20 protein-coding genes are annotated in these 23,847 nt (G+C 71.3%); 5 read left to right on the top strand and 15 right to left on the bottom strand.

From position 1 onward, the window contains the following. Nucleotides 1-59: 59 nt before the first annotated feature. Nucleotides 60-1,565, bottom strand: coding sequence for a glutamate synthase subunit beta (locus MZC64_RS36125; protein ID WP_247760305.1), 1,506 nt, complete (start codon nucleotides 1,563-1,565; stop codon nucleotides 60-62). After that, on the bottom strand, nucleotides 1,558-6,126 hold the full coding sequence (gene gltB / locus MZC64_RS36120) for a glutamate synthase large subunit (RefSeq protein ID WP_247760306.1): 4,569 nt from the start codon (nucleotides 6,124-6,126) through the stop codon (nucleotides 1,558-1,560). The genes MZC64_RS36125 and gltB overlap by 8 nt, the downstream gene beginning before the upstream one ends. A gap of 309 nt (nucleotides 6,127-6,435) precedes the next feature. Between gltB and MZC64_RS36115 the strand changes: the two genes are divergently transcribed. From MZC64_RS36115 to MZC64_RS36105, 3 genes are read left to right on the top strand one after another with little or no spacing between them, the layout of a single operon-like run. Next, nucleotides 6,436-7,386, top strand: a complete 951-nt coding sequence (locus tag MZC64_RS36115) for an ABC transporter substrate-binding protein (protein ID WP_247760307.1) — start codon at nucleotides 6,436-6,438, stop codon at nucleotides 7,384-7,386. Continuing rightward, nucleotides 7,383-8,411: an iron ABC transporter permease gene (locus tag MZC64_RS36110; protein WP_247760308.1), complete on the top strand. Its 1,029-nt coding sequence runs from the start codon at nucleotides 7,383-7,385 to the stop codon at nucleotides 8,409-8,411. Before MZC64_RS36115 ends, MZC64_RS36110 begins: the two co-directional genes overlap by 4 nt. Further along, nucleotides 8,411-9,181, top strand: a complete 771-nt coding sequence (locus MZC64_RS36105) for an ABC transporter ATP-binding protein (protein WP_247760309.1) — start codon at nucleotides 8,411-8,413, stop codon at nucleotides 9,179-9,181. The genes MZC64_RS36110 and MZC64_RS36105 overlap by 1 nt, the downstream gene beginning before the upstream one ends. A 1-nt stretch (nucleotide 9,182) precedes the next feature. Here MZC64_RS36105 and MZC64_RS36100 read toward each other — a convergent pair whose 3' ends face one another. Further along, a complete protein-coding gene (locus MZC64_RS36100) occupies nucleotides 9,183-9,416 on the bottom strand; it encodes a hypothetical protein (protein WP_247760310.1) in 234 nt (77 codons plus the stop codon). 173 nt (nucleotides 9,417-9,589) lie between these two features. Further along, nucleotides 9,590-10,963, bottom strand: coding sequence for a C4-dicarboxylate transporter DctA (gene dctA, locus MZC64_RS36095; protein ID WP_247760311.1), 1,374 nt, complete (start codon nucleotides 10,961-10,963; stop codon nucleotides 9,590-9,592). Between the two features lie 187 nt (nucleotides 10,964-11,150). Between dctA and MZC64_RS36090 the strand changes: the two genes are divergently transcribed. Next, complete coding sequence (locus MZC64_RS36090) at nucleotides 11,151-12,107, top strand: TAXI family TRAP transporter solute-binding subunit (RefSeq protein WP_247760312.1); 957 nt, start codon at nucleotides 11,151-11,153, stop codon at nucleotides 12,105-12,107. An 18-nt stretch (nucleotides 12,108-12,125) separates the two neighbouring features. Here the strand turns inward: MZC64_RS36090 and MZC64_RS36085 are convergent, their stop codons facing one another. The 8 genes from MZC64_RS36085 to MZC64_RS36050 all read right to left on the bottom strand — a co-directional run bounded on the left by MZC64_RS36085 (nucleotide 12,126) and on the right by MZC64_RS36050 (nucleotide 20,721). Then, the gene (locus MZC64_RS36085) at nucleotides 12,126-13,649 is read right to left on the bottom strand and encodes a HAMP domain-containing sensor histidine kinase (protein WP_247760313.1); all 1,524 of its coding nucleotides are present in this window, start codon (nucleotides 13,647-13,649) and stop codon (nucleotides 12,126-12,128) included. A gap of 9 nt (nucleotides 13,650-13,658) precedes the next feature. Beyond that, on the bottom strand, nucleotides 13,659-14,321 hold the full coding sequence (locus tag MZC64_RS36080) for a response regulator transcription factor (RefSeq protein ID WP_185008462.1): 663 nt from the start codon (nucleotides 14,319-14,321) through the stop codon (nucleotides 13,659-13,661). A gap of 232 nt (nucleotides 14,322-14,553) precedes the next feature. Continuing rightward, complete coding sequence (gene lgt, locus MZC64_RS36075) at nucleotides 14,554-15,579, bottom strand: prolipoprotein diacylglyceryl transferase (protein WP_247760861.1); 1,026 nt, start codon at nucleotides 15,577-15,579, stop codon at nucleotides 14,554-14,556. An 85-nt stretch (nucleotides 15,580-15,664) separates the two neighbouring features. Next, nucleotides 15,665-16,459: a tryptophan synthase subunit alpha gene (gene trpA / locus MZC64_RS36070; protein ID WP_247760314.1), complete on the bottom strand. Its 795-nt coding sequence runs from the start codon at nucleotides 16,457-16,459 to the stop codon at nucleotides 15,665-15,667. Beyond that, nucleotides 16,459-17,688, bottom strand: a complete 1,230-nt coding sequence (gene trpB, locus MZC64_RS36065) for a tryptophan synthase subunit beta (RefSeq protein ID WP_247760315.1) — start codon at nucleotides 17,686-17,688, stop codon at nucleotides 16,459-16,461. Before trpB ends, trpA begins: the two co-directional genes overlap by 1 nt. A gap of 26 nt (nucleotides 17,689-17,714) precedes the next feature. After that, on the bottom strand, nucleotides 17,715-18,524 hold the full coding sequence (trpC, locus tag MZC64_RS36060; protein WP_247760316.1) for an indole-3-glycerol phosphate synthase TrpC: 810 nt from the start codon (nucleotides 18,522-18,524) through the stop codon (nucleotides 17,715-17,717). An 84-nt stretch (nucleotides 18,525-18,608) separates the two neighbouring features. Next, the gene (locus MZC64_RS48950; protein WP_247760317.1) at nucleotides 18,609-19,175 is read right to left on the bottom strand and encodes a Trp biosynthesis-associated membrane protein; all 567 of its coding nucleotides are present in this window, start codon (nucleotides 19,173-19,175) and stop codon (nucleotides 18,609-18,611) included. After that, nucleotides 19,165-20,721, bottom strand: a complete 1,557-nt coding sequence (locus tag MZC64_RS36050) for an anthranilate synthase component I (protein WP_247760318.1) — start codon at nucleotides 20,719-20,721, stop codon at nucleotides 19,165-19,167. The genes MZC64_RS48950 and MZC64_RS36050 overlap by 11 nt, the downstream gene beginning before the upstream one ends. A gap of 33 nt (nucleotides 20,722-20,754) precedes the next feature. On the opposite strand from MZC64_RS36050, the gene MZC64_RS36045 reads away from it, so the two are divergent. Beyond that, complete coding sequence (locus MZC64_RS36045; RefSeq protein ID WP_247760862.1) at nucleotides 20,755-21,369, top strand: TetR family transcriptional regulator; 615 nt, start codon at nucleotides 20,755-20,757, stop codon at nucleotides 21,367-21,369. Here the strand turns inward: MZC64_RS36045 and MZC64_RS36040 are convergent. The 3 genes from MZC64_RS36040 to MZC64_RS36030 are packed head-to-tail and all read right to left on the bottom strand — an operon-like array spanning nucleotide 21,366 to nucleotide 23,846. Then, entirely contained in the window at nucleotides 21,366-21,860 is a 495-nt protein-coding gene (locus tag MZC64_RS36040; protein WP_247760319.1) for a hypothetical protein, read from the bottom strand. The two genes, MZC64_RS36045 and MZC64_RS36040, sit on opposite strands and share 4 nt — an antisense overlap. 16 nt (nucleotides 21,861-21,876) lie before the next feature. Then, the gene (locus MZC64_RS36035; RefSeq protein WP_247760320.1) at nucleotides 21,877-23,550 is read right to left on the bottom strand and encodes an alpha/beta hydrolase; all 1,674 of its coding nucleotides are present in this window, start codon (nucleotides 23,548-23,550) and stop codon (nucleotides 21,877-21,879) included. Further along, nucleotides 23,547-23,846, bottom strand: a complete 300-nt coding sequence (locus MZC64_RS36030; protein ID WP_247760321.1) for a hypothetical protein — start codon at nucleotides 23,844-23,846, stop codon at nucleotides 23,547-23,549. The genes MZC64_RS36035 and MZC64_RS36030 overlap by 4 nt, the downstream gene beginning before the upstream one ends. Nucleotide 23,847 lies beyond the last annotated feature (1 nt).

Genomic DNA, 23,847 nt, shown 5'->3' with positions numbered 1-23,847 from the left:
GCCCAGTATGGCCAACTACCCGTACGAGTTTGGCCAACTCGGCGTACGACAACGGCGGGTCAGCGGACCGCGAGGGGGACCAGGTTGGGGCGGACTGGGGACGGGAGGGTGCTGGCGCCGGTGAGGAAGCTGTCCACCGCGTGGGCGGCTGAACGGCCCTCGGCGATTGCCCAGACCACCAGGGACGCGCCGCGGTGGGCGTCGCCGCAGACGAAGACGCCGGGGGCGTCGGTCTGCCAGTCGGAGCCGCAGGAGATCGAGCCGCGTTTGTTCAGCTCGATGCCCAGGCCGGGCAGCAGGGGCATGTGTTCCACGCCCTCGAAGCCGATGGCCAGCAGGGCCAGGTCGCAGGGGAGTTCTTCGACCTCGTCGGAGACGGGGATGACCGCGCGGCGGCCTTCGGCGTCCTTCTCCACCCGGACCTTGCGCAGGCGGACCGCGCGGACCTGGCCTTCGCCGTTGTCCACGAATGCCTCCACGGCCACCGCGAACTTGCGTTCGCCGCCCTCGTCGTGGGCTGGGTAGGTGTGCAGAACCACGGGCCAGACCGGCCACGGGGAGCGGTCCTCGTCGCGGGTGGTGGGCGGCATGGGGTACTGGTCGAGTTGGAGCACGCCCGCGGCGCCCTGGCGGTGTGCCGTGCCCAGGCAGTCCGCTGCGGTGTCGCCGCCACCGATGATGACCACGTGCTTGCCGGCGGCGTCGATGTGCGTGGGGCCGTCGCCTTCGCAGAACTTGTTGGCCGGCACCAGGTGTTCCATCGCCAGGTGGACGCCGGCCAGGTTCCGGCCGGGGATGTCCGGGGCGTCGCGGCCGCGCAGGGCGCCGACGGCGAGCACCACGGCGTCGAACTCGGCGCGGAGTTGCTCGATGGTCAGGTCTACGCCGACCTCGCAGTTGGTGATGAACTTGGTGCCCTCGGCACGCAACTGGGACAGGCGGCGGTCCAGGACCCGCTTTTCCATCTTGAACTCGGGGATGCCGTAGCGGAGCAGGCCGCCGAGGCGGTCGTCCCGCTCGTACACGGTGACCTCGTGGCCCGCCCTGGTGAGTTGCTGGGCGGCGGCCAGGCCGGCGGGGCCGGAGCCGACCACGGCGACCTTCTTGCCGGAGTGCACCGACGGCGGGTTCGGGCCGACCGTGCCCATCTCCCACACCTGGTCCGCGATGGCCTGTTCCACCCGCTTGATCGCCACCGCGCCGCCGGAGAGCGGCGAGATGGCGAGCACGCAGGCGGACTCGCAGGGGGCGGGGCAGAGCCTGCCGGTGAACTCGGGGAAGTTGTTGGTGCCGTGCAAGCGATCCCCGGCCTGGGCCCAGTCGCCTCGACGCACCAGGTCGTTCCACTCCGGGATCAGGTTGCCCAGCGGGCAACCGGCGGAACCGCTGTGGCAGAAGGGGATCCCGCAGTCCATGCAGCGGGTCGCCTGGGTGCGCACCTGGTCCTCGCGGACCTTCGGCTCCACCTCGGCGTACACCTCGTGCCAGTCCGCGGTCCGCTCGCCGGCGGGGCGCTTGGCCGGTTCGGTGCGGGCGTGCTTCAGGAATCCGTTCGGGTCAGCCACGGGAAGCCTCCATGATCGCCTCGTCCACATCGCGACCCTCGGCGCGCGCGATCCGCACCGCTTCGAGGACTCGCTGGTAGTCGCTGGGCATGACCTTGGTGAACGCCGCCGAGCGGCGCGGCCAGTCCCCGAGCAGCGACGCCGCCACCGTGGATCCGGTGAGCTGGTGGTGCTTCGCGACGGTCTCCCGCAGCCAGCGGAGGTCATCCGCGTTGGGCCGCTGGAGTTCCACCATCGCGGTGTTGACCTTCACTGGATCCAGGTCCAGCACGAAGGCGATGCCACCGGACATGCCGGCGGCCACGTTGCGGCCGGTCGGCCCGAGCACCACGGCCCGGCCGCCGGTCATGTACTCGAAGGCGTGGTCGCCCGCGCCCTCGGCCACCGCGGTGGCCCCGGAGTTGCGCACGCAGAAGCGTTCGCCGACCTGGCCGCGCAGGAAGATCTCGCCGCCGGTGGCGCCGTAGCCGATCACGTTGCCCGCGATCACCTGCAGCTCGGCCCGGAACGGCGCGTCGTCGTGCGGGCGCACGATGATCCGGCCGCCGGAGAGGCCCTTGCCGACGTAGTCGTTGGTGTCGCCGACCATCTCGATGGTGATCCCGGCGGGCAGGAACGCGCCGAGGGACTGACCGGCGGAGCCGTCCAGTCTGATGTGGATGGTCCCGTCCGGCAGGCCGGAGCCGCCGAAGCGGCGGGTGACCTCGGAGCCGAGCAGGGTGCCCACGGTGCGGTTGACGTTGCGCACCGGCAGTTCCAGCCGCACCGGGTGCGCGTCCTCCAGTGCCGCCTCGGCGAGCTGGATCAGGGTGCGGTCCAGTGCTTTGTCCAGGCCGTGGTCCTGATCGCGGACCCGGCGCTTGGCGCTGCCCTGCGGGCCCTCGACGACCTCGAAGATCGGCGACAGGTCCAGGCCGGCGGCCTTCCAGTGCTCGATGGCCTGGTCCCGGCCGAGCAGCTCGGCGTGCCCGATGGCCTCGTCCAGAGTACGGAAGCCAAGGGCGGCAAGGTATTCGCGGACCTCTTCGGCGACGAAGTAGAAGAAGTTCTCCACGAACTCGGCCTTGCCGGTGTACCGCTTGCGCAGCTCCGGGTTCTGCGTGGCCACACCGACCGGACAGGTGTCCAGATGGCAGACCCGCATCATCACGCAACCGGCCACGATCAGCGGCGCGGTGGCGAAGCCGAACTCCTCCGCGCCGAGCAGCGCGGCGACCAGCACGTCCCGCCCGGTCTTCATCGCGCCGTCCACCTGCAGGGTGATCCGGTCGCGCAAACCGTTGAGCACCAACGTCTGCTGCGCCTCGGCCAGCCCGATCTCCCAGGGCGTGCCGCAGTGCTTGAGCGAGGTGAGCGGGGAGGCGCCGGTGCCGCCGTCGTGGCCGGAGACCAGGATGACGTCCGCGTGCGCCTTGGCCACACCCGCGGCCACGGTGCCGATGCCGACCTCGCTGACCAGCTTGACGTGCACCCGCGCCTGCTCGTTGGCGTTCTTCAGGTCGTGGATGAGCTGGGCCAGGTCCTCGATGGAGTAGATGTCGTGGTGCGGCGGCGGCGAGATCAGCGAGACCCCCGGCGTGGAGTGCCGGGTGCGCGCGATCCACGGGTACACCTTGTACCCGGGCAGCTGACCGCCCTCGCCGGGCTTGGCGCCCTGGGCCATCTTGATCTGGATGTCGGTGCTGTTGACCAGATATTCGCTGGTGACACCGAACCGGCCGCTGGCGACCTGCTTGACCGCGGAGCGCCGCGCCGGGTCGTAGAGGCGCTCGGGGTCCTCGCCGCCCTCACCGCTGTTGGAGCGTCCGCCGAGCCGGTTCATCGCCACCGCGAGGGTTTCGTGCGCCTCGGCCGAGATCGAGCCGTAGGACATCGCGCCGGTGTTGAACCGCTTGACGATCGCGCTGGCCGGTTCGACCTCCTCGATCGGCACCGGTTTGCGGTCCTGGTCGCGCACCTCGAACAGGCCGCGCAGCGCGCCGCCCTCGGCCGCCAGGCGGTCGCATTCGGCGGTGTAGCGCCGATAGACGTCGTACTGCCGGGTCTTGGTGGCGTGCTGGAGCAGGAACACCGTCTCCGGGTTGAACAGGTGCAGCTCGCCCTCGCGGCGGTAGAAGTACTCGCCGCCCACCGGCAGGCCGCGGTGCGCGCGGTCGGTCGGATTGTCCGGGTAGGCCAGCCGATGTCGTTGCGCCACTTCGGCGGCGAGCACGTCCAGGCCGACGCCGCCGAGCTTGGAGGCGGTGCCCACGAAGTACTCGGCGACCACGTCGGTGGCCAGGCCGACCGCCTCGAAGACCTGTGCGGCGGTGTAGGCGCCCACGGTGGAGATGCCCATCTTGGACATCACCTTGAGCACGCCCTTGACCAGCGCGCTCACGTAGTTGCGCACCGCCTTGCGGCCCTCGATGCCGGTCACCGCGCCGCGGTTGACCATGTCCTCGATGGTCTCGAAGGCCAGGTACGGGTTGACCGCGGCCGCGCCGTAGCCCAGCAGCAGCGCGATGTGGTGCACCTCGCGGGCGTCGCCGGACTCGACCACCAGCGCCACCCGCAGCCGCTCCTTGGTGCGCACCAGGTGGTGGTGCACCGCGGAGACCAGCAGCAGGGACGGGATCGGGGCCAGCCGGTGGTCGGAGTCCCGGTCGGAGAGCACCAGGATGCGCGCGCCGTTGGCGATGGCCTCCGAGGCTTCCCTGCGGACCCGTTCGACCGCGGCGGCCAGCGCGTCCGCGCCACCGTCCACTTCGTACAGTCCACTGAGGACTGCGCAGGCGAAGCCGGGCAGGTCGCCGTCGTCGTTGACGTGGATGAGCTTGGCCAGCTCGTCGTTGTCGATGACCGGGTACGGCAGCTGGATGTGCCGGCAGGAGGAGGGGCCGGGGTCGAGCAGGTTGCGCTCGGGGCCCATCACCCGGGCGACCGAGGTGACGATCTCCTCCCGGATGGCGTCCAGGGGCGGGTTGGTGACCTGCGCGAAGTGCTGGGCGAAGTAGTCGTAGAGCATCCGGGAACGCTGCGACATCGCTGCGATCGGGGTGTCCGATCCCATGGAGCCCAACGGTTCCAGCCCGCTGACCGCCATCGGGGTGAGCAGCACGCGCAGCTCTTCCTCGGTGTAGCCGAAGGTGAGCTGGCGGCGCACCACGGATTCGTGGCTCTGCACCACGTGTTCGCGGTCGGGCAGGTCGGCCAGGTTGAGCAGGCCGGCGTGCAGCCATTCGTCATAGGGCAGGCCGGCGGCGAGGTCGGACTTCACCTCGTTGTCGTCCACGATCCGCCCGGCCGCGGTGTCCACCAGGAACATCCGGCCCGGCCGCAGCCGGCCCTTGGCCACCACCTGATCGGCCGGCACGTCGAGCACACCGGTCTCGGAGGCCAGCACCACCCGGCCGTCGGCGGTCTGCCACCAGCGGGCCGGGCGCAGGCCGTTGCGGTCGAGCACCGCGCCGACCAGGGTGCCGTCGGTGAAGGTGACGCAGGCCGGGCCGTCCCAGGGTTCCATCAGGCTGGCGTGGAACTGGTAGAAGGAGCGGCGGGCCGGGTCCATGGTGGCGTGGTTCTCCCACGCCTCGGGGACCATCATCAGCACCGCGTGCGGCAGGGTGCGGCCGCCCAGGTGCAGCAGTTCGAGGACCTCGTCGAAGGAGGCGGAGTCCGAGCCGTCGCCGGTGCAGATCGGGTAGAGCCTGCTCAGGTCGCCGGGGATGAGGTCGCTTTCCAGCAGGGCCTCGCGGGCGCGCATGCGGTTGCGGTTGCCGCGGATGGTGTTGATCTCACCGTTGTGCGCGACGAACCGGAACGGGTGCGCCAGCGGCCACGAGGGGAAGGTGTTGGTGGAGAACCTGCTGTGCACCAACGCGATCGCGCTGGCCAGCCGGGTGTCGGTCAGGTCGAGGAAGAACGCGGGAAGCTGCGCGGTGGTGAGCATTCCCTTGTACACCAGCGTGCGGGCGGACAGCGACGGGAAGTACACACCGCAGCCCTCCTGCTCGCTCTCGTGCTCGGCGCGCTTGCGCAGCGCGAAGGCGAGGCGGTCCAGCTCCACGCCGGCCCGACATCGGCCGTCGGCGCCCGGTTCGGCCGCGGTCACCAGCAGCATCGAGAAGTGCGGCATCACCGACAGCGCGGTCGGTCCGACGCCTGCCGCCTCCGGGCTGACCGGCACCTCGCGCCAGCCGAGCACCCGCAGGCCCTCCTCGGCCGCGATCCGTTCGATCAGCGCGACCGCCTTGACCCGCAGGTCGTCCTCGGCAGGCAGGAACGCGATGCCCGCGGCGTAGGTGTGATCGCCGGAGGGGGCCGGTTCCGGCAGGTTCGCGCACTCGGCGCGCAGCAGCTCATCGGGTAGCTGCAACAGAATGCCTGCCCCGTCCCCGCTCGTGGGCTCGGCGCCGGCGGCGCCGCGGTGTTCGAGGTTCGCCAGCGCCGTCAGGGCGTCGATCACGATCCCGTGCGAACGGCGGCCCTGGATGTCGGCGACCATGGCGACACCGCAGGCGTCTCGTTCGTCGGCCGGGTCGTACAAGCCCTGCTGGGCGGGGATGGCGGAGAAGATCACGCTGAGACCTCCCTCGTCGTGTTCCGTGCTCAGGTGGTGGAATGCTGGGCACGGGACGACGGTGGCCCGCGAGGCCGCACCGGGGCGTACGCGCCGGTAGCGACAGGTAATCCGGACTGTAACAGGCAGGAAACCTGGAAACACCCCTCCTAGGGTGATGTCCGTCATTGCGCCGTAACGATTTACCTGCTCCGTGCGACATAGCCGCAGACCCAACAGTACGCGTGTCCTGGTGCTTCCCTGGGTACGGAGCGGAACACAGCGGTAACGTCCCGGGCAGTTTTCACCCGATCGACCGCAGAGGACTCGATGCGACTTCCCCGTGGTTTCCGCGCAGCACTCATCGCCGTCAGCGCCATCGCCCTCGTTGGCGGGTGCGCGAGCCGGGTTCCCGATCCCGCCCCCAGCCAAACTTCGGGCGCGGCGGAGGCGCCGTTCCCGGTGGAAGTGGCCGCGCCGGGCGGCAAACCGCTCACCCTGACCAAGCGGCCGGAGCGGATCGTCTCGCTGAACCCGACCAGCACCGAGAGCCTGTTCGCGATCGGGGCGGGCAAGCAGGTGGTGGCCGTGGACGACCAGTCCAACTTCCCGGCCGAGGCGCCCAAGACCACGCTGTCCGGCTTCAAGCCCAATGTGGAGGCCATCGCCGGGCACCAGCCGGACCTGGTGATCGCCTCCAACGACGTCGAGGGCGTGGTGGCCGGGCTGGAGAAGCTGAAGATCCCGGTGCTGCTGCTGCCCGCGGCCAAGACCCTGGACGAGGCGTACGGGCAGATCAGCATCCTGGGTCAGGCCACCGGGCAGGGCACCCCGGCCAACGACGTGGTGAACAAGATGAAGGGCGAGATCAGCAAGCTGGTCCGGGAAACGCCGCGGCCGGCCGAGGGGCTGAAGTACTACCACGAGCTGGATCCGACCTTCTACACCGTGACCTCCAAGACCTTCATCGGTCAGATCTACGCCCAGTTCGGCCTGGCCAACATCGCCGACGCGGCGGACAAGACGGGCAGCGGCTACCCGCAGCTCTCCGCCGAGCAGGTGGTCAACGCCGCACCGCGGCTGATCTTCCTGGCCGATGTGCGCTGCTGCGGCCAGAACGCGGCCGCGGTGGGCGGACGGCCGGGCTGGTCGACGGTGCCCGCGGTGCGCGAGGGCGGCGTGGTGGCCCTGGACGACGACATCGCCTCCCGCTGGGGACCGCGGGTAGTCGACCTGGTGCGCACCGTGTCCCAGGCCGTGACCGCAGCCGGGAAGAAGTGACCGCCGCCGCTGTCCCCACCCGGCTCCGGTTCACCCACCTGGCGCTCACCCTGCTGCTGTTGCTGGCGGTGGTGACCCTCGCGGTGCTGCTCGGCGCGATCGACCTGGGCTGGCAACGGGTGCTGGGCGAGATCCTCGCCCAGCTCACCGGCGGGGTGTCACCGCTGTCCGCGCGCGAGGCCGCGATCCTGTGGGAGCTGCGGGTGCCAAGGGTGGTGCTGGCCTGCCTGGTCGGCGCTGCCCTGGCCTCCTCCGGCGCCGCCTTCCAGGGCGTCTTCCGCAACCCCCTGGCCGACCCGTACCTGCTGGGCGCGGCGGCCGGCGCGGGCCTGGGCGCCACCCTGGCCGTGTTCGCGGTGCCCACCTTCAGCACCGGCCTGGGCGCACTGCCCATCGCCGCCTTCGCCGGCGCGGTGCTCGGCGTCGGCCTGACCTGGGCACTGGGCCGCTCGGCCGGTCCGGGCACCGCGACCCTGGTGCTGGCCGGGGTGGCGGTGGCCGCGTTCCTCACCGCGCTGCAGACCTTCGTGCAAACCCTGGACGTGGACAGCCTGCGCACCATCTACACCTGGATGCTCGGCGGCCTGGGCGGCGCCGGCTGGTCCCAGGTCCTGGTGGTGCTGCCCTACATCGCCCTGTCCAGCTTCGTGCTGTGCGTCAGCGGCAGGCTGCTGGACGTGCTGGGCGTGGGTGATGAGGAGGCGGCCGCGCTGGGCCTGCACCCGCGCCGGGTCCGGCTGATCGTGCTGGGCGCCGCGTCCCTGGCCACCGCCGCGGCGGTGTCGGTGAGCGGACTGATCGGCTTCGTCGGGATCGTGGTGCCGCACGTGGTCAGGTTGCTGGTCGCGGGCAGCTACCGGGTGCTGGTGCCGTTGTCGTTGCTGGGCGGCGCGAGCTTCGTGGTGCTGGCCGACATGGTGGCCCGCACCGTGATCGCACCGGGCGAGCTGCCCATCGGCGTCATCACGGCCTTCACCGGCGCCCCGTTCTTCGCCGTCGTGCTGCGCCGCTCCCGGAGGGTCTGATGCTGGAGATCAACCAGGTGTCCGCGGGTTACCACGGGCGGATCGCGGTAGCCGACGTCACGGTCGCGGTTCCCCAGGGCAGTTGGCTGGCGGTGATCGGCCCCAACGGCGCGGGCAAATCCACTCTGCTCAAGGCGGTCGCCAACGCCGTCCCGCACACCGGCGCCATCACCCTGGCCGGCACCCCCGTGACCGCGCTGACCAACCGCGCCCGGGCCCGCCGGATCGGTTACGCCCCCCAAACCCCGACCCTGCCCGAGGGCCTCACCGTCACCGACTACGCCCTGCTCGGCCGAACTCCGCACCTGGGCTTCCTGGCCCGCGAAGGCCCTGCGGACCTGACCCTGGTCGCGGATGTCCTTGCCCGCCTTGACCTCACCCACCTGGCCGACCGTCCACTCCCGACACTCTCCGGCGGCGAGCGCCAGCGCGCGGTGCTGGCCAGGGTGCTGGCGCAGCAGGCCGGGTTGCTGTTGCTGGACGAGCCGACGACCGGGCTGGACATCGGGCACGCGCAGTCGCTACTGGACCTGGTGGACCGGCTGCGGCTGGCGGACGGCACGACGGTGGTGAGCACCCTGCACGATCTGACGCTGGCCGGGCAGTACGCGGATCAGCTGCTGATGCTGGACGGCGGGCGGGTGGTCGCGGCCGGGACACCGGCGGAAGTGCTGACGGCGGAACGGGTTTCGCGGCATTACGGCGCGCGGGCGGAGGTGCTGACGGCGCCGGATGGCAGCCGGGTGGTGACGCCGGTGCGGGCGGGGTGAGTCAGAGGTCGGGGCGGGGGTACAGGCGCCGGCCGAGGAAGAACGTGACGAAGTCGAGCCCGGCTTTGCCGACGAAGACCTGCTCGCCCAGCACCGGGATCGCGCTGCCCAACACAACCGCGGCGACGAAGAACGGCACGCTGAGCTGGAAACTGCGCCAGCGTGACCGGCGGGCCAGCGGTGCCCAGATCCACACTTGGCGCGGCGGCACTTGCTGACCCTGGAAGAAGATCACGAGCCCACCCGCATTCCCCCCTCTGGAATGAAGTCAGCAAGGGCAACTTACCCGATATACCGTCACCGCACCCACACAACCGATCACGCTCCGACACAAAAGCGCCGTGGGCCGGACTCGCGAAACGCGAACCCGGCCCACGGCCTCAGTGCGATTACCAGCGGAAGCAGGCGCTAAGAAGAACTCTCCGCCTTGTCCTTCTTCTCGCCCACGCCGTTCTCGATCTTCATCAGCTCGTCCATGTCCACCAGGGACGGATCGCGGAGCACCCGGTCCAGCTGTTCCCGGTCCAGCGCGTTCTGCCACCTGGCGACCACCAGGGTGCCCACGCCGTTGCCGATCAGGTTGGTGAGGGCTCTCGCTTCGGACATGAAGCGGTCGATGCCGGCGATCAGGGCGATACCGATGCTGGCCTCGGGGATGACGTTCTGGAAGGCGACCAGGGAGGCGGCCAGGGTGACCAGGCCGGCTCCGGTGACGCCTGCCGCGCCCTTGCTGGAGAGCAGCATGAACAGCAGCAGGCCGATCTGGGTCCACAGTGGCAGGTGCGCCCCGGTGGCCTGGGCGATGAACAGGGCGCCCATGGTCAGGTAGATGCAGGTGCCGTCCAGGTTGAACGAGTAGCCGGTCGGGATAGTCAGGCCGACCACCGACTTCTGCGCGCCCGCGGCCTCCAGTTTGACCAGCATCCGGGGCAGCACCGCCTCACTGGAGGAGGTGCCCAGCACGATCAGCAGCTCGTCCTTGATGAAGCGGATGAACCGGAAGATGTTGAACCCGGCCAGTTTCGCCACGCCGCCGAGCACCAGGATGATGAACAGCACACAGGTCAGGTAGAAGGCGATCATCAGGAACGCCAGCGAGGTCAGCACCTTCGCGCCGTTGGTGCCGATCGTGTAGGCCATGCCGCCGAAGGCGCCGATCGGCGCCGCGTACATGACGATCTTGATGACGCCGAACATGATCTTGGCGATGGTGTCCAGCGCCTGCAGGGCCTTGGCGCCGCGTTCGCCCATCATGCCGATCGCGACCGCGACCAGCACCGCGAGCACCAGCACCTGGATCAGCTGGCCGCCGGTGAACGCGCCGACGAAGGACTCCGGGACCAGGTGCAGGATGAACCCGGTGAAGCCCTCGGTGCCGGCCGCCTTCTTCTGTGCGTCCGCGCCCGCCTTGAGGTCGGCGGCGCTGGGCTGCATGTCCAGGCCGACGCCCGGCTGCAGGATGTTCACCACGATCATGCCGATCACCAGCGCGATCAGCGTCATCACGATGAAGTACATGATGGTGCGCAGTGCCAGGCCGCCCGCCTTGGCGAGGTTGCCCAGCCCCGCGATGCCGACGACGATCGTGCAGAAGATCGTGGGCGCGATGACCATCTTCACCAGGTTGATGAACAGGTCCGCGAGCCACTTCAGCCCGGCTGCCTGCGCGGGGAACAGGATCCCGACCAGGATCCCCGCCGCGATCGAGACCAGCACCCAGAAGTAGAGGTGCCGATAGATCGGCTTCCGCGTTCGCCCCCCGGCAGCGGTCGTTGCCAACATGTCCTCCTCGACATTGGTCCTTGTCCGCGCCGAATGCTCGTGACCGGAGAAGTTCACCGGCAAGCGACCCGGGCGAAACTTGAGACTGTCCTGACAAATTTCCGGGCGCGGTGATAAGGCCGTTACCAGAACAGCGCCGGCCCGTAGTATGCGTGCCCGGTTCATCCTGACGGACTAGCCTGTGAGGATGCCGCATCCAGCGCTGACCCGCCGCGCGCTGTTGCTCGGCGGAGCCGGCGCGCTGGTGACCGCCACCGTGGGCGGTTGCACGCCCAACACCCTGCCCGATCTGCCCGAATTGGTGCTGGCCACCGGGCCGCCGGGCGCGGTGTACCGGGAGATCGGCGGCGCGCTGGCCGACGAGCTGCAGAAGTACCTCCAGCGCACCGCGGTGCGCACCCGGGCCAGCGGCGCGTCGGTGGAGAACCTGACGCTGCTCAGCACCAACCAGGCCCAGCTCGGCTTCGTCTCGCTGGATGCCATGCTGGCCAGGCAGACCAGCCCGGTGCTCGGGGTGAGCGCGGTCGGGCGGCTCTACGACAGCTTCCTGCACCTGGTGGTGCTCAACAACTCCAAGGTGCGCACCGCGAAGGACCTGCCGGGACTGCGGGTGGCGATCGGCGCGGCGGGCTCGGGCACCGAGTACACGGTGGAGAAGTTGCGCCGGATCGCCGGGCTGAACTTCAACGAGGTGCGGCTGACCCAGTCCGAGGCGGCCAAGCAGCTGGAGGAGGGCACGATCGACGCCTTCTTCACCCTCACCGGCATCCCGACCCCGGCGATCAGCGAGATGATCCGGCGGCAGGTGGCGATCCGGCTGGTGCCGCTGGCCGAGCAGGCGGAGGTGCTGGCCAGCGGCGACTCCTCGGCCTACGTGCCGGCGACCATCCCGAAGACCACCTACGGCTCCTACGTCCAGCCTGCCCGCACCGTGTCGGTGCCCAACCTGCTGGTGGCCAGGGAGGATCTGCCCGCGGAGGTGGTGAAGATCGTGGCCAACACGGTGTTCTCCCAGGCCGACTCGATCGCGATCAACCATCCGGAGGCGCGGCGGATCAACCGCAGCACCGGGATCGCCACCGGGCCGGTGCCGCTGCACCCGGGCGCGGCGGCCTGGTTCCGGGAGTACAAGCGCCTGGTCTGAGGCCGGTCGCGGGCCGGGTCAGATGCCCGCGGGCAGGCTGTTGGGCGGCGGCGGGTCGTCCTCGTCGTCGGGCCGGGCCACCGGCGGGCGGGACAGGTGCTTGCGCTCGCCGTCGGGGCGGCCGTCGGCCGGGTCGGTGGGGTCGAAGAGCTGTTCGGCCGGCGCGACCGGCAGCCGGATGGCCACGTCCAGGCCGTGCGGGTGCGCCTGGTGCAGCCGGAACTCGCCACCGGCCGAGGTGACCAGTTCGCTGCAGATGGCCAGGCCGAGGCCGGTGCCGGAGATGTTCTGGTGCTTGGGCGAGCGCCAGAACCGGTGCAGCGCGACGGAAAGCTCGGCTTCGTCCAGGCCGACGCCGTCGTCGATGACGTGCAGTTCCACGTGGCCGTCCTCGGTGCGCTCGGCCGGGTCGTCGTGCCGGGCCCAGACCCGGACCCTGGTGCCGCCGGAGAGCCGGATCGCGTTGCCGACCAGTTCGTCCAGCACACTGCCCAGCCCGCCGGGTGGTTCGAGCACGCGCAGGCCCTCGGGGATGTCCAGGCGCAGCCGGATCGCGGCGCGTTGCGCGTTGGCCTGCCAGGCCGGTTCGTGCGCGGCGACGAGTTCGTCCAGCTCGACCGGTTCGGCCGCGGCGGCGCTGTCCAGCCGGGTGGCGGCGAGCAGGGCGTCCAGCACCCGGCCCATCTCCTCGGCCTCCTCCACCGCGAGCTGGTGGGCCTGGCGGGCGGGTTCGTCGGGCAGGTGCGGTTCCAGGTTCTCCACCGCCAGGCGCAGGCTGGCCAGGGGGTTGCGTAGCTGGTGGGAGGCGTCGGCGACGAAGTCCCGTTGCCTGCGCAGGGCCCGGCCGACCACGTCGACCATGGTGTTGAAGGAGCTGGCCAGGGTGCGCAGTTCGGGTGGTCCGTGCACGTCGGCGCGGGCGTCCAGGCGGCCGCTGGCGACCCGGGCGGTGACCTCGTCCAGGCGGCGGATGGGGCGCAGGATCCAGCGCGAGACCGGCCAGGCGGCGCCGATCAGGGCGAGCAGCGGGACCAGGCCGTTGAGCGCGAGCAGCAGCCAGGTGTTGACGATCTGGTGGCGCAGGCTGTCCGAGGGGGACACGGTGACCACGGCGGCCACCACCTGGCTGTCCCGGCCGACCGGTTCGACCACGACCAGCGGGGTGGTCTGCCAGGGCCAGACCACGCCCGGCGGGTTGGGGCGGTAGCCGGCGAAGGCCACGCTCAGGCCCTCGCGCACGCCGGGGGTGTTGAGGTCGATGGGGGTGTCGGCGGGCAGCATCACGTTGCCGCCGGGGTCGACCAGCACGGCGGGGATGTTGTAGAGCCGGTGGTAGCGGGTCAGTTCATCCTGCAGCGGGGCGGTGCGGTCCAGCGCGAGCACGTTCTCGGCGAGCGCGGCGAACCGGCTGGCGTCGCTGAGCCGGTCCAGGTAGACCGACTGGGTCTCCTGCTGGCCGATCGCGGCGGCCAGTGGCACCCCGAAGGCGGCGGCCATCGCCACCAGCAACGGCACCAGCACCGCGAGCAGTCGGCGGAGCACCCCGGCCCCCTACCGGGCCATGCGGTAGCCGACGCCGCGCACGGTCTCGATGCGCACGAACGGGCCGAGCTTGCCGCGCAGGGTGGCGATGTGGGTGTCCAGGCTGCGGGAGCGGGCCTCCCAGCTGGCGTGCCAGACCTGGTCCAGGATGCGGTCCCGGCTGACCACGCTGCCCGGCCGGGCGGCGAGCAGGGCGAGCACGTCGAACTCCTTGCGGGTGAGCGTGATCTGCTCGCCGGAGACGGTGGCAGTGCGCGAGCCGAGGTCCAGCCGCAGCGGGCCGACCTCCATCACCTCGTGCTCCTCGCTGTCCGCGCGGGCGGCCCTGGTGCGGCGCAGCACGGCCTCGATCCGGGCCAGCAGCTCGGCGGTGCCGAAGGGTTTGACCACGTAGTCGTCGGCGCCGCTGCGCAGGCCGAGCACGCGTTCGCGTTCCTCGCTGCGCGCGGTGACCGCGATGACCGCGGTGCCTTCGCGTTGCCGGAGTTTGCGCAGCACGTCCAGCCCGTCGGCGTCGGGCAGGCCGAGGTCGAGCAGCACCACATCAGCCGGGGCCGCCTGCAGCGCGGCGGCCGCGGTGGCGGCGCGGAGGACTTCGTAGCCGGCGTGCTGCAACGCGGTCACCAGCCCGCGCGCCACCCGGTCGTCGTCCTCCACTACGAGGATCCGCATGAGGATCGATACTAGGCCGCGGCGGCGGGCACTGATGTCCACTACGCCGCCGAGATCGACTCGGACCTGGCGGATTTCGAATCACGGGCAGTGCGCGCGGCCCGAATCCCGCCGTCCTCGGTGACGACAACGGCCAACGAGGCGTACCAGAACGGCCAACACGCCGGCGGGGTTTCAAGCCCTGCCGGAGTGTTGGCCGTTGTCGTACGCCTGGTTGGCCGTTGTGGGCGGGTCAGGCTTCGGGTTTGGGGTCTTCCTTGCGGGGTGCCGGGTCCGCGGGGGCTTGCTCCGCGGGGACCTTGGCTTCCTCGGGCTTGGGGCCCAGGCCTGCGGGGGGTTCTTCGCCTTCGGGGGTGGGCTTGGTGGGGTCGTCCTCGTCCGGGGCGGGGTCCTGGCGCCAGTCGGCTGGGTCTTCGCGTTTGCCGCGGACCAGGAGCAGATAGGCGAGGGCGCCCAGGAAGACCACGGCGCTGACGATGACGTTGATCCGGACGCCGAACACCAGGGTGGCGGTGTCGGTGCGCATGATCTCGATCCAGAAGCGGCCCAGGGTGTAGCCCGCGACGTAGAGGGCGAAGACGCGGCCGTGGCCGAGCCGGAACTTGCGGTCGGCCCAGACCAGCAGCAGGGCCACGCCCAGGTTCCAGATCAGTTCGTAGAGGAACGTGGGGTGCACGACCGCGATGGGGGTGTGGTCGACGGCGACGCCGCCCAGCGCGTCGGGCAGGCCGGTTTCCGGGTCGATGCGGCGGTAGATCTCCAGGCCCCAGGGCAGGTCGGTGGGGCCGCCGAAGAGTTCCTGGTTGAACCAGTTGCCGAGGCGGCCTACCGCCTGGGCGACCACGATGCCGGGGGCGACCGCGTCGGCGAAGACCGCCAGCGGGACGCCTCGGCGGCGGCAGCCGATCAGCGCGCCGACCGCACCCAGGGCGATGGCGCCCCAGATGCCCAGGCCGCCGTTCCAGATGTAGAGGGCCTCGATCGGGTTGCCGTCGGGGCCGAAGTACTTGGGCCAGTCCGTGGCCACGTGGTACAGCCTGCCGCCGACGAGCCCGAAGGGCACCGCGTACACCGCGACGTCCACCACCGTGCCGGACTCGCCGCCGCGGGCGATGAGGCGGCGTTCGCCCCACCAGATCGCGATGACGATGCCCGCGATGATGCACAGGGCGTAGGCACGCAACGGGAACGGCCCGAGCTGCCACACGCCGCGGTCAGGGCTGGGGATGGTCGCCAGGAAGGCCGAGGAATCGGCCATCAGTGCGGTCAGCGTCGCGCCAGTCACAGGCCACACCGTAGCCCCCCGGCGTCAGCTCACGGTGTGCTGGGAGGGGAACTGCCGATCACGCGCCGGTCACGACCGCCGACCGCACTCCCGCGGCGAGTTCCCCGGCCAGGTCACGCACGCCCTGTTCGCCACGAGCCGTCGCCGAGACGAAGGCCGAGCCGACGATGACCGCGTCCGCGAACGCCGCCACCTCGGCCGCCTGCGCGCCGGAGCGCACGCCCAGGCCGACGCCGACCGGGATGTCGGTGTGCTGCCGGAGGCGGCCGACCAGGGCCGGGGCCATGCTGCTGACCGTCTCCCTGGCGCCGGTGACGCCCATGGTGGAGGCGGCGTAGAGGAATCCCCGGCTGGCCTTGGCCGCACGGACCAGGCGTTCGTCGGTGGAGGCCGGGGCGACCAGGAAGATCCGGTCCAGGTCGTGTGTCTCGGCGGCGGCCAGCCAGTCCTCGGCCTCGTCCGGGATCAGGTCGGGGGTGATCACGCCCAGGCCACCGGCGGCGGCCAGGTCGCGGGCGAAGGCGTCCACGCCGTAGCGGTGCACCGGGTTCCAGTAGGTCATGACCACCGCGCGACCACCCTTGGCGGCCAGCGCTTCGACCGTGGGGAACAGGTCCCGGACCCGGAAGCCGTTGCGCAGCGCCTGGTGCGCGGCGGCCTCGACGGTGGGGCCGTCCATCACCGGGTCGGAGTGCGGCAGGCCGACCTCGACCAGGTCGCAGCCGCCGTCGATCATCGCCGAGAGCAGCGCGGTGCCCTCGGCGACCGTGGGGTAGCCCGCGGGCAGGTAGCCGACCAGGGCCGCGCGACCTTCACCGCGGCAGGTCTCGAACAGCGGGGCGAGCCGCGACATCAGGCGTCCTCTCCGACCAGGCCGAACCACTTCGACGCGGTGTGCACGTCCTTGTCCCCGCGCCCGGACAGGCACACCAGGATGGTGCCCTCGGGTCCGAGTTCCCGGCCGAGCTTGAGCGCGCCGGCCAGCGCGTGCGCGGACTCGATGGCCGGGATGATGCCCTCGGTGCGGCAGAGCAGCTGGAAGGCCGCCATCGCCTCGGCGTCGGTGACCGGCCGGTACTCGGCCCGCCCGATGTCCTTGAGCCAGGAGTGCTCCGGCCCGACCCCCGGGTAGTCCAGCCCGGCGGAGATCGAGTGCGCCTCGGTGATCTGCCCGTCCTCGTCCTGCAGCAGGTAGGACCGGGTGCCGTGCAGCACGCCGGGGCTGCCCGCGGACAGCGTGGCGCCGTGCCGACCGCTGTCCAGGCCCTCGCCACCGGGCTCCAGGCCGACCAGCCGCACGGCCGGGTCGTCGATGAAGCCGTGGAAGATGCCGATCGCGTTGGATCCGCCGCCCACGCAGGCCGCCACCACGTCCGGCAGCTTCCCGGTGCGTTCCAGGACCTGTGCCCTGGACTCCTGCCCGATGACCTTGTGCAGGTTGCGCACGATCACCGGGAACGGGTGCGGACCGGCCGCGGTGCCGAGCAGGTAGTGCGTGCGGTCGACGTTGGCCACCCAGTCCCGCAGCGCCTCGTTGATCGCGTCCTTGAGCGTGCGCGACCCCGTCTTGACCGGGATGACCTCGGCGCCCAGCAGCCGCATCCGGGCCACGTTGAGCGCCTGCCGCTCGGTGTCGACCTCGCCCATGTAGACCAGGCATTCCAGTCCGAGCAGCGCGCAGGCGGTGGCCGTGGCCACCCCATGCTGCCCGGCCCCGGTCTCCGCGATCACCCGGGTCTTGCCCATCCGCTTGGTCAGCAACGCCTGGCCCAGCACATTGTTGATCTTGTGCGAGCCGGTGTGGTTGAGGTCCTCGCGCTTGAGCAGGATCCGCGCGCCGCCCGCGTGCTCGCCGAAGCGCGGGGCGTCGGTGAGCGGGGACGGGCGGCCCGCGTAGTCCTTGAGCAACCGGTCCAGCTCGCCGGTGAACTCCGGGTCCACCCTGGCCGACTCGTAGGCCGCTGACAGCTCGTCCAGCGCGGCGACCAGGGCCTCCGGCATGAACCGGCCGCCGTAGGGGCCGAAGTGGCCGCGGTCGTCCGGGCCGTGTTCGACGAGCTGTTCGGACTGGTTGACACTCATGTTGTGCTTGCTCTCCTAGAGCGAGTTCAGCGACTGGGTCGCGGGCACGCGGGGTGCGATCCCGCGGTCACCAACTGGGTCACCGCGGCCCTGGGGTCGCCACTGGTCACCAGGCCCTCGCCGACCAGCACCGCGTCCGCGCCGACCCCGGCGAAGGCCATCAGGTCGCCGGGACCGCGCACACCGGACTCGGCGATCTTGATGACCTCCCAGGGCAGGCCGGGCGCGATCCGCCCGAACACGTCCCGGTCGACTTCCAGGGTGTGCAGGTTGCGGGCGTTGATCCCGATCACCTTGGCCCCGGCCTCCAGCGCGCGGTCGGCCTCCTCCGCGGTGTGCACCTCGACCAGCGCGGTCATCCCGAGCGACTCGACCCGGTCCAGCAACGACTCCAGCGCGAACTGCTCCAGCGCCGCCACGATCAGCAGCACCATGTCCGCGCCGTAGGCCCGCGCCTCGTGCACCTGGTACGGGGTGACGATGAAGTCCTTGCGCAGCAACGGAACATCGACCACCGCGCGCACCGCGGCCAGATCGGCCAGCGAGCCGCCGAAGCGACGGCCCTCGGTCAGCACGCTGATCACCCGGGCGCCACCGGCCGCGTAATCCTTGGCCAGCTCGGCCGGCTCCGGGATGTCGGCCAGGTCGCCCTTGGACGGACTGCGCCGCTTGACCTCCGCGATCACGCCGACCCCTGGCGCGCGCAGCGCCGCGAGAACGTCCTTGGCCGCAGGCGCCAACTGGGCGCGTTCCTTGATCAACTCGAAGGGGACCTCCGCCTCCCGGACGGCCAGATCCGCGCGCGCACCCTCGACAATCTCCTCCAGGATGCTCACGCGCACTCCCCGTTTTGCCTCAGCTCGCTCGCAAGCTCCCGCACTTGAAACCCCTTCCCGCCGCGCCGAAGCGCCGAAAGGATGCTAACCCCGCCGCCGGTCGGCTTCTGGCATCGGGTCGGCAGATCCGCCCTGGGTAGCAAGGTCGTTCGTCGTTTCGGCGGTGTCGCGCAGGGTGGGATCCGCCCCCGAGTCCAGGCTGTCCCACAGGCGACGATCAGCGTCAACCGATCGGCGGACCTGGCTTGACGCGGCATATTTTCCACCCATCCGCGGCATCCGGTGCCCCTTGGCCAGCACCAGGATCCCACTGCCCAGCAGGGTCAGCAGGCCAAGCACCGCGAGTGCTGAACCAGCCACGGAGTGCGAGGAGAAGCCGTCCCACAACAACACCGCGCCGCCGCAGGCGACCACCGCGACGATCCCGCCGAGCACCCGCCGGAACCAGCCGCCCGCGGCCAGCACGCCGGCGATCGCGGCCACCGCGAAGGCGGCCAGTCCGGCCGCCGCGGCCAGTCCGGCGGCCAGTCCACTGGCGCCCCAGAGCAGACCGGCGGTGACCGCGAGCAGCAGCACGACAGTCCACAGTGGACCGCCACCCGGCCGCCGCGGCGCGGAGGGCTCGACGACGGGCTCTGGTTCAGCGCTCACTGGCCAGCTCCAGGGTCTCCGCGGTGGCGATCGCGGCCAGCACCGCGCGGGCCTTGTTGAGGCATTCGGTGTCCTCGGCGACCGGGTCGGAATCGGCCACCACGCCCGCGCCGGCCTGCACGTAGGCCCGGCCCTGCTTCATCAGCGCGGTGCGGATGGCGATCGCGGTGTCGGCGTCCCCGGCGAAGTCGAGGTAGCCGACCACGCCGCCGTAGAGGGCCCGGCGGCTGGGCTCCAGTTCCTCGATCAGCTCCATCGCCCTCGGCTTGGGCGCGCCGGAGAGGGTGCCTGCCGGGAAGCAGGCGGTGACCGCGTCGAAGGCGGTGCGGCCGGGGGCCAGTTCACCGGTGACCGCGGAGACGATGTGCATGACGTGGCTGTACCGCTCCACGCTGAAGAAATCGACCACGTGCACCGAGCCGGGCGTGCAGACCCGGCCGAGGTCGTTGCGGGCCAGGTCGACCAGCATCAGGTGCTCGGCGCGTTCCTTCTCGTCCGAGAGCAGGTCCTTGGCCAGCAGCGCGTCCTCCTCGTCGTCGGCGCCGCGCCAGCGGGTGCCCGCGATGGGGTGGGTGGTCACCTTGCCGTCCCGGACTGTGACCAACGCCTCGGGACTGGATCCCACGATGTCGAACCCGTCCAGCCGCAGCAGGTACATGTACGGGCTGGGGTTGGTGGTGCGCAGCACCCGGTAGACGTCCAGCGCGTCCGCGTCAGTGTCCACTTCGAACCGTTGCGAGATCACGATCTGGAACGCCTCGCCAGCCCGGATGGCCTCCTTGGCGGTCTCCACCGCGGCCCGGTAGTCGGTGCTGGTGCGCTGCCGGTCGAACCGCGGCTGCGGGCGCTGGAAGACCGCGGCGGTGGGCGCGGCCGCGGTGCACAGGTTCGCGGTCATCTCCTCCAGCCGGGCCACCGCGTCGTCGTAGGCGGCGTCCACCCGCTCGTCGGTGTCGTCCCAGTTCACCGCGTTGGCGATGAGGGTGATGACGCCCTCGTGGTGGTCCAGCGCGGCCAGGTCGGTGGCCAGCAGCATGACCAGTTCGGGGATGTCCAGGTCGGCCGCGGCCAGGCTGGGCAGCCGTTCCAGCCGGCGCACCGTGTCGTAGCCGAGGTAGCCGACCATGCCGCCGGTCAGCGGCGGCAGTCCGGGCAGCGGATCGGTGTGCAGCGCCTCGACGGTCTCCCGCAGCGCCACCAGGGGGTCGCCGCCACTGGGCATGCCCACCGGCGGCGTGCCGGTCCACACCGCCTCGCCGTCGGCCACGGTGAGCGCGGCCGGGCTGCGCACGCCCACGAAGGACCAGCGGGACCAGGAGCGCCCGTTCTCGGCGGACTCGAACAGGAAGGTGCCGGGCCTGCTGGCGGCGAGTTTGCGGTACACCCCGAGCGGGGTCTCGCCGTCGGCGAGCAGTCGGCGCACCACCGGGATCACCCTGCGGCCGCGGGCGAGTTCGCGGAACTCCTCCCGGCTGGGGCTGATCTCGCCCATCGGCGTGCCGCCGGGGCGGGTGCTGGTGACTGTGGGGCTGACCGCGCTGACCATGGGGGACATTGTGCCGGGTCGGTGGTAGATGATGTGCCGGTGGCCGAGAGCACTGCACCCAGACGACGCGGGCGCCGCCCCGCGGGCGAGGACACCAAGGGGGCGCTGCTGAGCGCCGCACGGGCGGTGTTCACCGAACAGGGCTACGACGGCGCCACCGTGCGGATGATCGCGGCCAGGGCCCAGGTCGACCCGGCGATGGTCAACCACTGGTTCGGCGGCAAGGAAAGCCTCTTCGCCGCCGCCGTGCAGATGCCGATCACCCCGGAACAAATCCTGGAAACGGTCATCCCCGGCCCCAAGGAGGAACTCGGCGCCCGCATCGTCCGCCGTTTCGTCACGGTCTGGGATGAGACCGGCGGCGGCCCGTTCGTGGCCCTGATGCGCAGCGCCTCCAGCCACGACGACGCCGCGGCCATGCTGCGCGAGTTCATCACGCACGCCCTGTTCGGCCGGATCGCGCGGGCGATCGAGGCGGACCGGCCGGAGTTCCGCGCGGCGCTGGTGGGCTCGCAGGTCGCTGGGCTGGGGATGATGCGGTACGTGATCAAGGTGGAGCCGCTGGCCTCGGCGGATCATGACGCGGTGGTGGCGGCGGTGGCGCCGACGTTGCAGCGGTATCTGACGGGGGAACTGGGGGCGGGTTAGGACGGCGGGGTGCCGTTGGGCCACAGGCAGGGCGAGACGCCGCCGAGGTAGAGCTTGCCGAGGTCGTTGCCTTCGAGGCTGAACCGGAATTCATCAGGTTCCTGTTGCACCCACAGGTACCAGTCCTTCGGGCGGGAGTCAGTCAGCACGGTGTAGCCGTTGCTGCCCCAAAAAGCCTTGAGCGCGTCGAAGTACTCGGTGAACTTCGCCGGGTCCAGATCGTGGATCTGGTAGCTGACCGATACTTGGACCCGCCCGGATGGACCGTTGTCGGACGGCGGGTCGCACGGGGCGGTGTCGAACTTCTGCTCGCCCCCGGAGTTCACCAGGCGGGCGTGGGCAGGCAGGTGGGCGGCGGCCTGCCGCACATACTCCTCAACCCGGCGGGCGCCCTCCGCGGCGGTGATGGTCGGCTGCATCCCTCTCCTGCTCCACTGGTAGACGTACCCGGCCACCCCGGCCACCAGCACCGCCACCACGGCGATGGCCACGCCGAGGAACCAGCGCCTAGTTCGTCGGCTTCCCGGCAATGATCCTCCCCATGTTCCGCAGTGAGCTGCTGCGCTCTTCCCAGTACTCGCCGTGGGCGGCTTGGCTGAGCCCAGCCAGGTAGTCCGGACCGCGAGTGCCCGGGTCGGACGTGAACACCTTGCCCCCGAATCCAGGACTGGCCGGGTCGGGGCCATGCGGATCGATCTCCAACCTCGGCCCCGGCTGCCCCGGCCCCGGCACCATCGGGTCCGGCGCACTGGGCGGCAGCCCCGCGGCCGGGATCGGGGTGTTGGTGGTCTTGATGATGTCGTGCTCGGCGACACTGGCGTGCACCCGGTCCGGCGGCATGTTCAGTTGGTCGGCCCGCTCGACACCGACTCCGGGGCTGCCGATGAAGACCAGCTCATCGGCCTTGATCCCCAGGTCCCTGGCAGTGTGCCCGACCACGGTGGAGCCGTAACTGTGCCCGACGACGGTGTTGTGCGATGGCGAGCCCTCGTGGGTGACGCGCAGGCCGTCCTGGAACCGGGCCAGGTCGGCTCGGGCGTTGTCGGCGTAGCTGTCCTGGGCCGCGCCCGGCACCAGGCTCTGCGGGGCGTCATAGCCGATCCAGCTGATCACCGAGGTCGACGGCGACCCTGCCCGCGCTGCCGCGTTGGCCATGGCATCGGCATGCTTGAGGTAGGTGCCGCCCCCGGCGAGGCCGGAGAAGGTGCCGGGCACCAGCGTGGCCACGTTCGCCGACCGGTCCGGATCGCCCATCGCCACCACCGCCCGCCCCTGGCCGTCGGCGCTGACCCGCAGCAGGAACGGCTGCTGCTGGCGGTCGCTGGGCGGTGCGGCCAGCCGCTGGGAGATGGCGTCCAGGCCCTGGAGTTTCCCCCGCAACTCGTCCAACCGCTTCACATCATCCGGCGTCCGATACGCCTTGGCCTCCAGCCGCGTGCGCTCCTCCCCCAGGCTCGCCTGCAGCCCCGCCAGCACCACCCGGTTCGCCCGGTCCCGCGCCACGGCCGGAATGCCGTCCAGGGCGCCGATCCGGGCTCCGTCGGTGGCCAGCAGGGACTCGCGGTCGGCGATGCTCAGGCCGTCCCACCACCTCTTCACCTCGGCGGGCGAGGTGCCCGCGGCCGGGACGGTGCCACTCACCGGGGTGCACACCTGGATGCCGCCCGGCGCCATGCCGGTGGCTTCCTGGGTGATCCGGCGCAGCGCGGCGGCGGCCTCGGCGTCCACGGTGGCGGCCTGCCGGAGGGCGTCCCGCAGGGTGGTGGTCAGTTCGGCGCACAGTTGTGCCCGGTTCGGGTGGCCCGCCTGGGACGGGGTGGCCACGACCACCGCGTCGTCGGCGACGTAGCCGTCGCTGGACACCCGCAGGCGGTGCAGGTGCGCCGTGTGCAGCGCGGTGCGCAGGATCTCCTGCAGCCGGGTCAGGCGCTCGCCCGCGTCACGCAGCACCGGCGGGATGCCGGTGAGGCCCCGCGCGAGGTCACTCAGCCGGGTGCGCTGGCCGCTGATCTGCTGCTTGGCCTGCTCCGCCGCCGCCCCGCGCCACTGCCCCAGCGCGCCCAGCGCCCGGGTGGCCTCCTCGGCGCGGGTGGTCATCGACTTGGCCAGGTCCTGCCAGCGCTGCGCGGCGCGGGTGAACACCGTGGGCTCGGCCTCGCGCAGCTCCTCGACCGTGGTCATCGCGGCGTCAGCCCACCGCGCGCGGTGGCCTCGGCCTCGGCGTAGGTCCGCGCGTTCAACTCCAGGTTGTCCCCTGCCACGGCGACCTTGGTCGCGACCCCGGTGAGCGCCAGCGACCAGGTGTCCTCGCACTGGGCCAGGGCCTGGGCCAGCGCGAACGACGTGTTCGCGGCCGCATCGCCGTCCTGCGCGCCACTGTTGACGCGGATGTCCCGATGTGCCTGATCGGCCAAGGCCAGCAGGTCCCGGCCGGCTCCGGTGAGCTGGTCGGCGCTGACCGCGAGCTTCCCCGTCAAG

Source organism: Crossiella sp. S99.2, from assembly GCF_023094165.1.
Lineage (GTDB): Bacteria > Actinomycetota > Actinomycetes > Mycobacteriales > Pseudonocardiaceae > Crossiella.
Note: the sequence above shows the minus strand (reverse complement) of the source record. Positions and strands in the feature narration are given on the sequence as shown.

Coding starts and splice junctions, on each gene's coding strand:
- dctA (WP_247760311.1), bottom strand. CDS start 10,963: ATGTTGGCAACGACCGCTGCCGGGGGGCGAACGCGGAAGCCGATCTAT.
- MZC64_RS36050 (WP_247760318.1), bottom strand. CDS start 20,721: ATGGTCAGCGCGGTCAGCCCCACAGTCACCAGCACCCGCCCCGGCGGC.
- MZC64_RS36080 (WP_185008462.1), bottom strand. CDS start 14,321: ATGCGGATCCTCGTAGTGGAGGACGACGACCGGGTGGCGCGCGGGCTG.
- trpB (WP_247760315.1), bottom strand. CDS start 17,688: ATGAGTGTCAACCAGTCCGAACAGCTCGTCGAACACGGCCCGGACGAC.
- MZC64_RS36115 (WP_247760307.1), top strand. CDS start 6,436: ATGCGACTTCCCCGTGGTTTCCGCGCAGCACTCATCGCCGTCAGCGCC.
- MZC64_RS36105 (WP_247760309.1), top strand. CDS start 8,411: ATGCTGGAGATCAACCAGGTGTCCGCGGGTTACCACGGGCGGATCGCG.
- trpA (WP_247760314.1), bottom strand. CDS start 16,459: ATGTCGCGGCTCGCCCCGCTGTTCGAGACCTGCCGCGGTGAAGGTCGC.
- lgt (WP_247760861.1), bottom strand. CDS start 15,579: ATGGCCGATTCCTCGGCCTTCCTGGCGACCATCCCCAGCCCTGACCGC.
- MZC64_RS36090 (WP_247760312.1), top strand. CDS start 11,151: ATGCCGCATCCAGCGCTGACCCGCCGCGCGCTGTTGCTCGGCGGAGCC.
- MZC64_RS36035 (WP_247760320.1), bottom strand. CDS start 23,550: ATGACCACGGTCGAGGAGCTGCGCGAGGCCGAGCCCACGGTGTTCACC.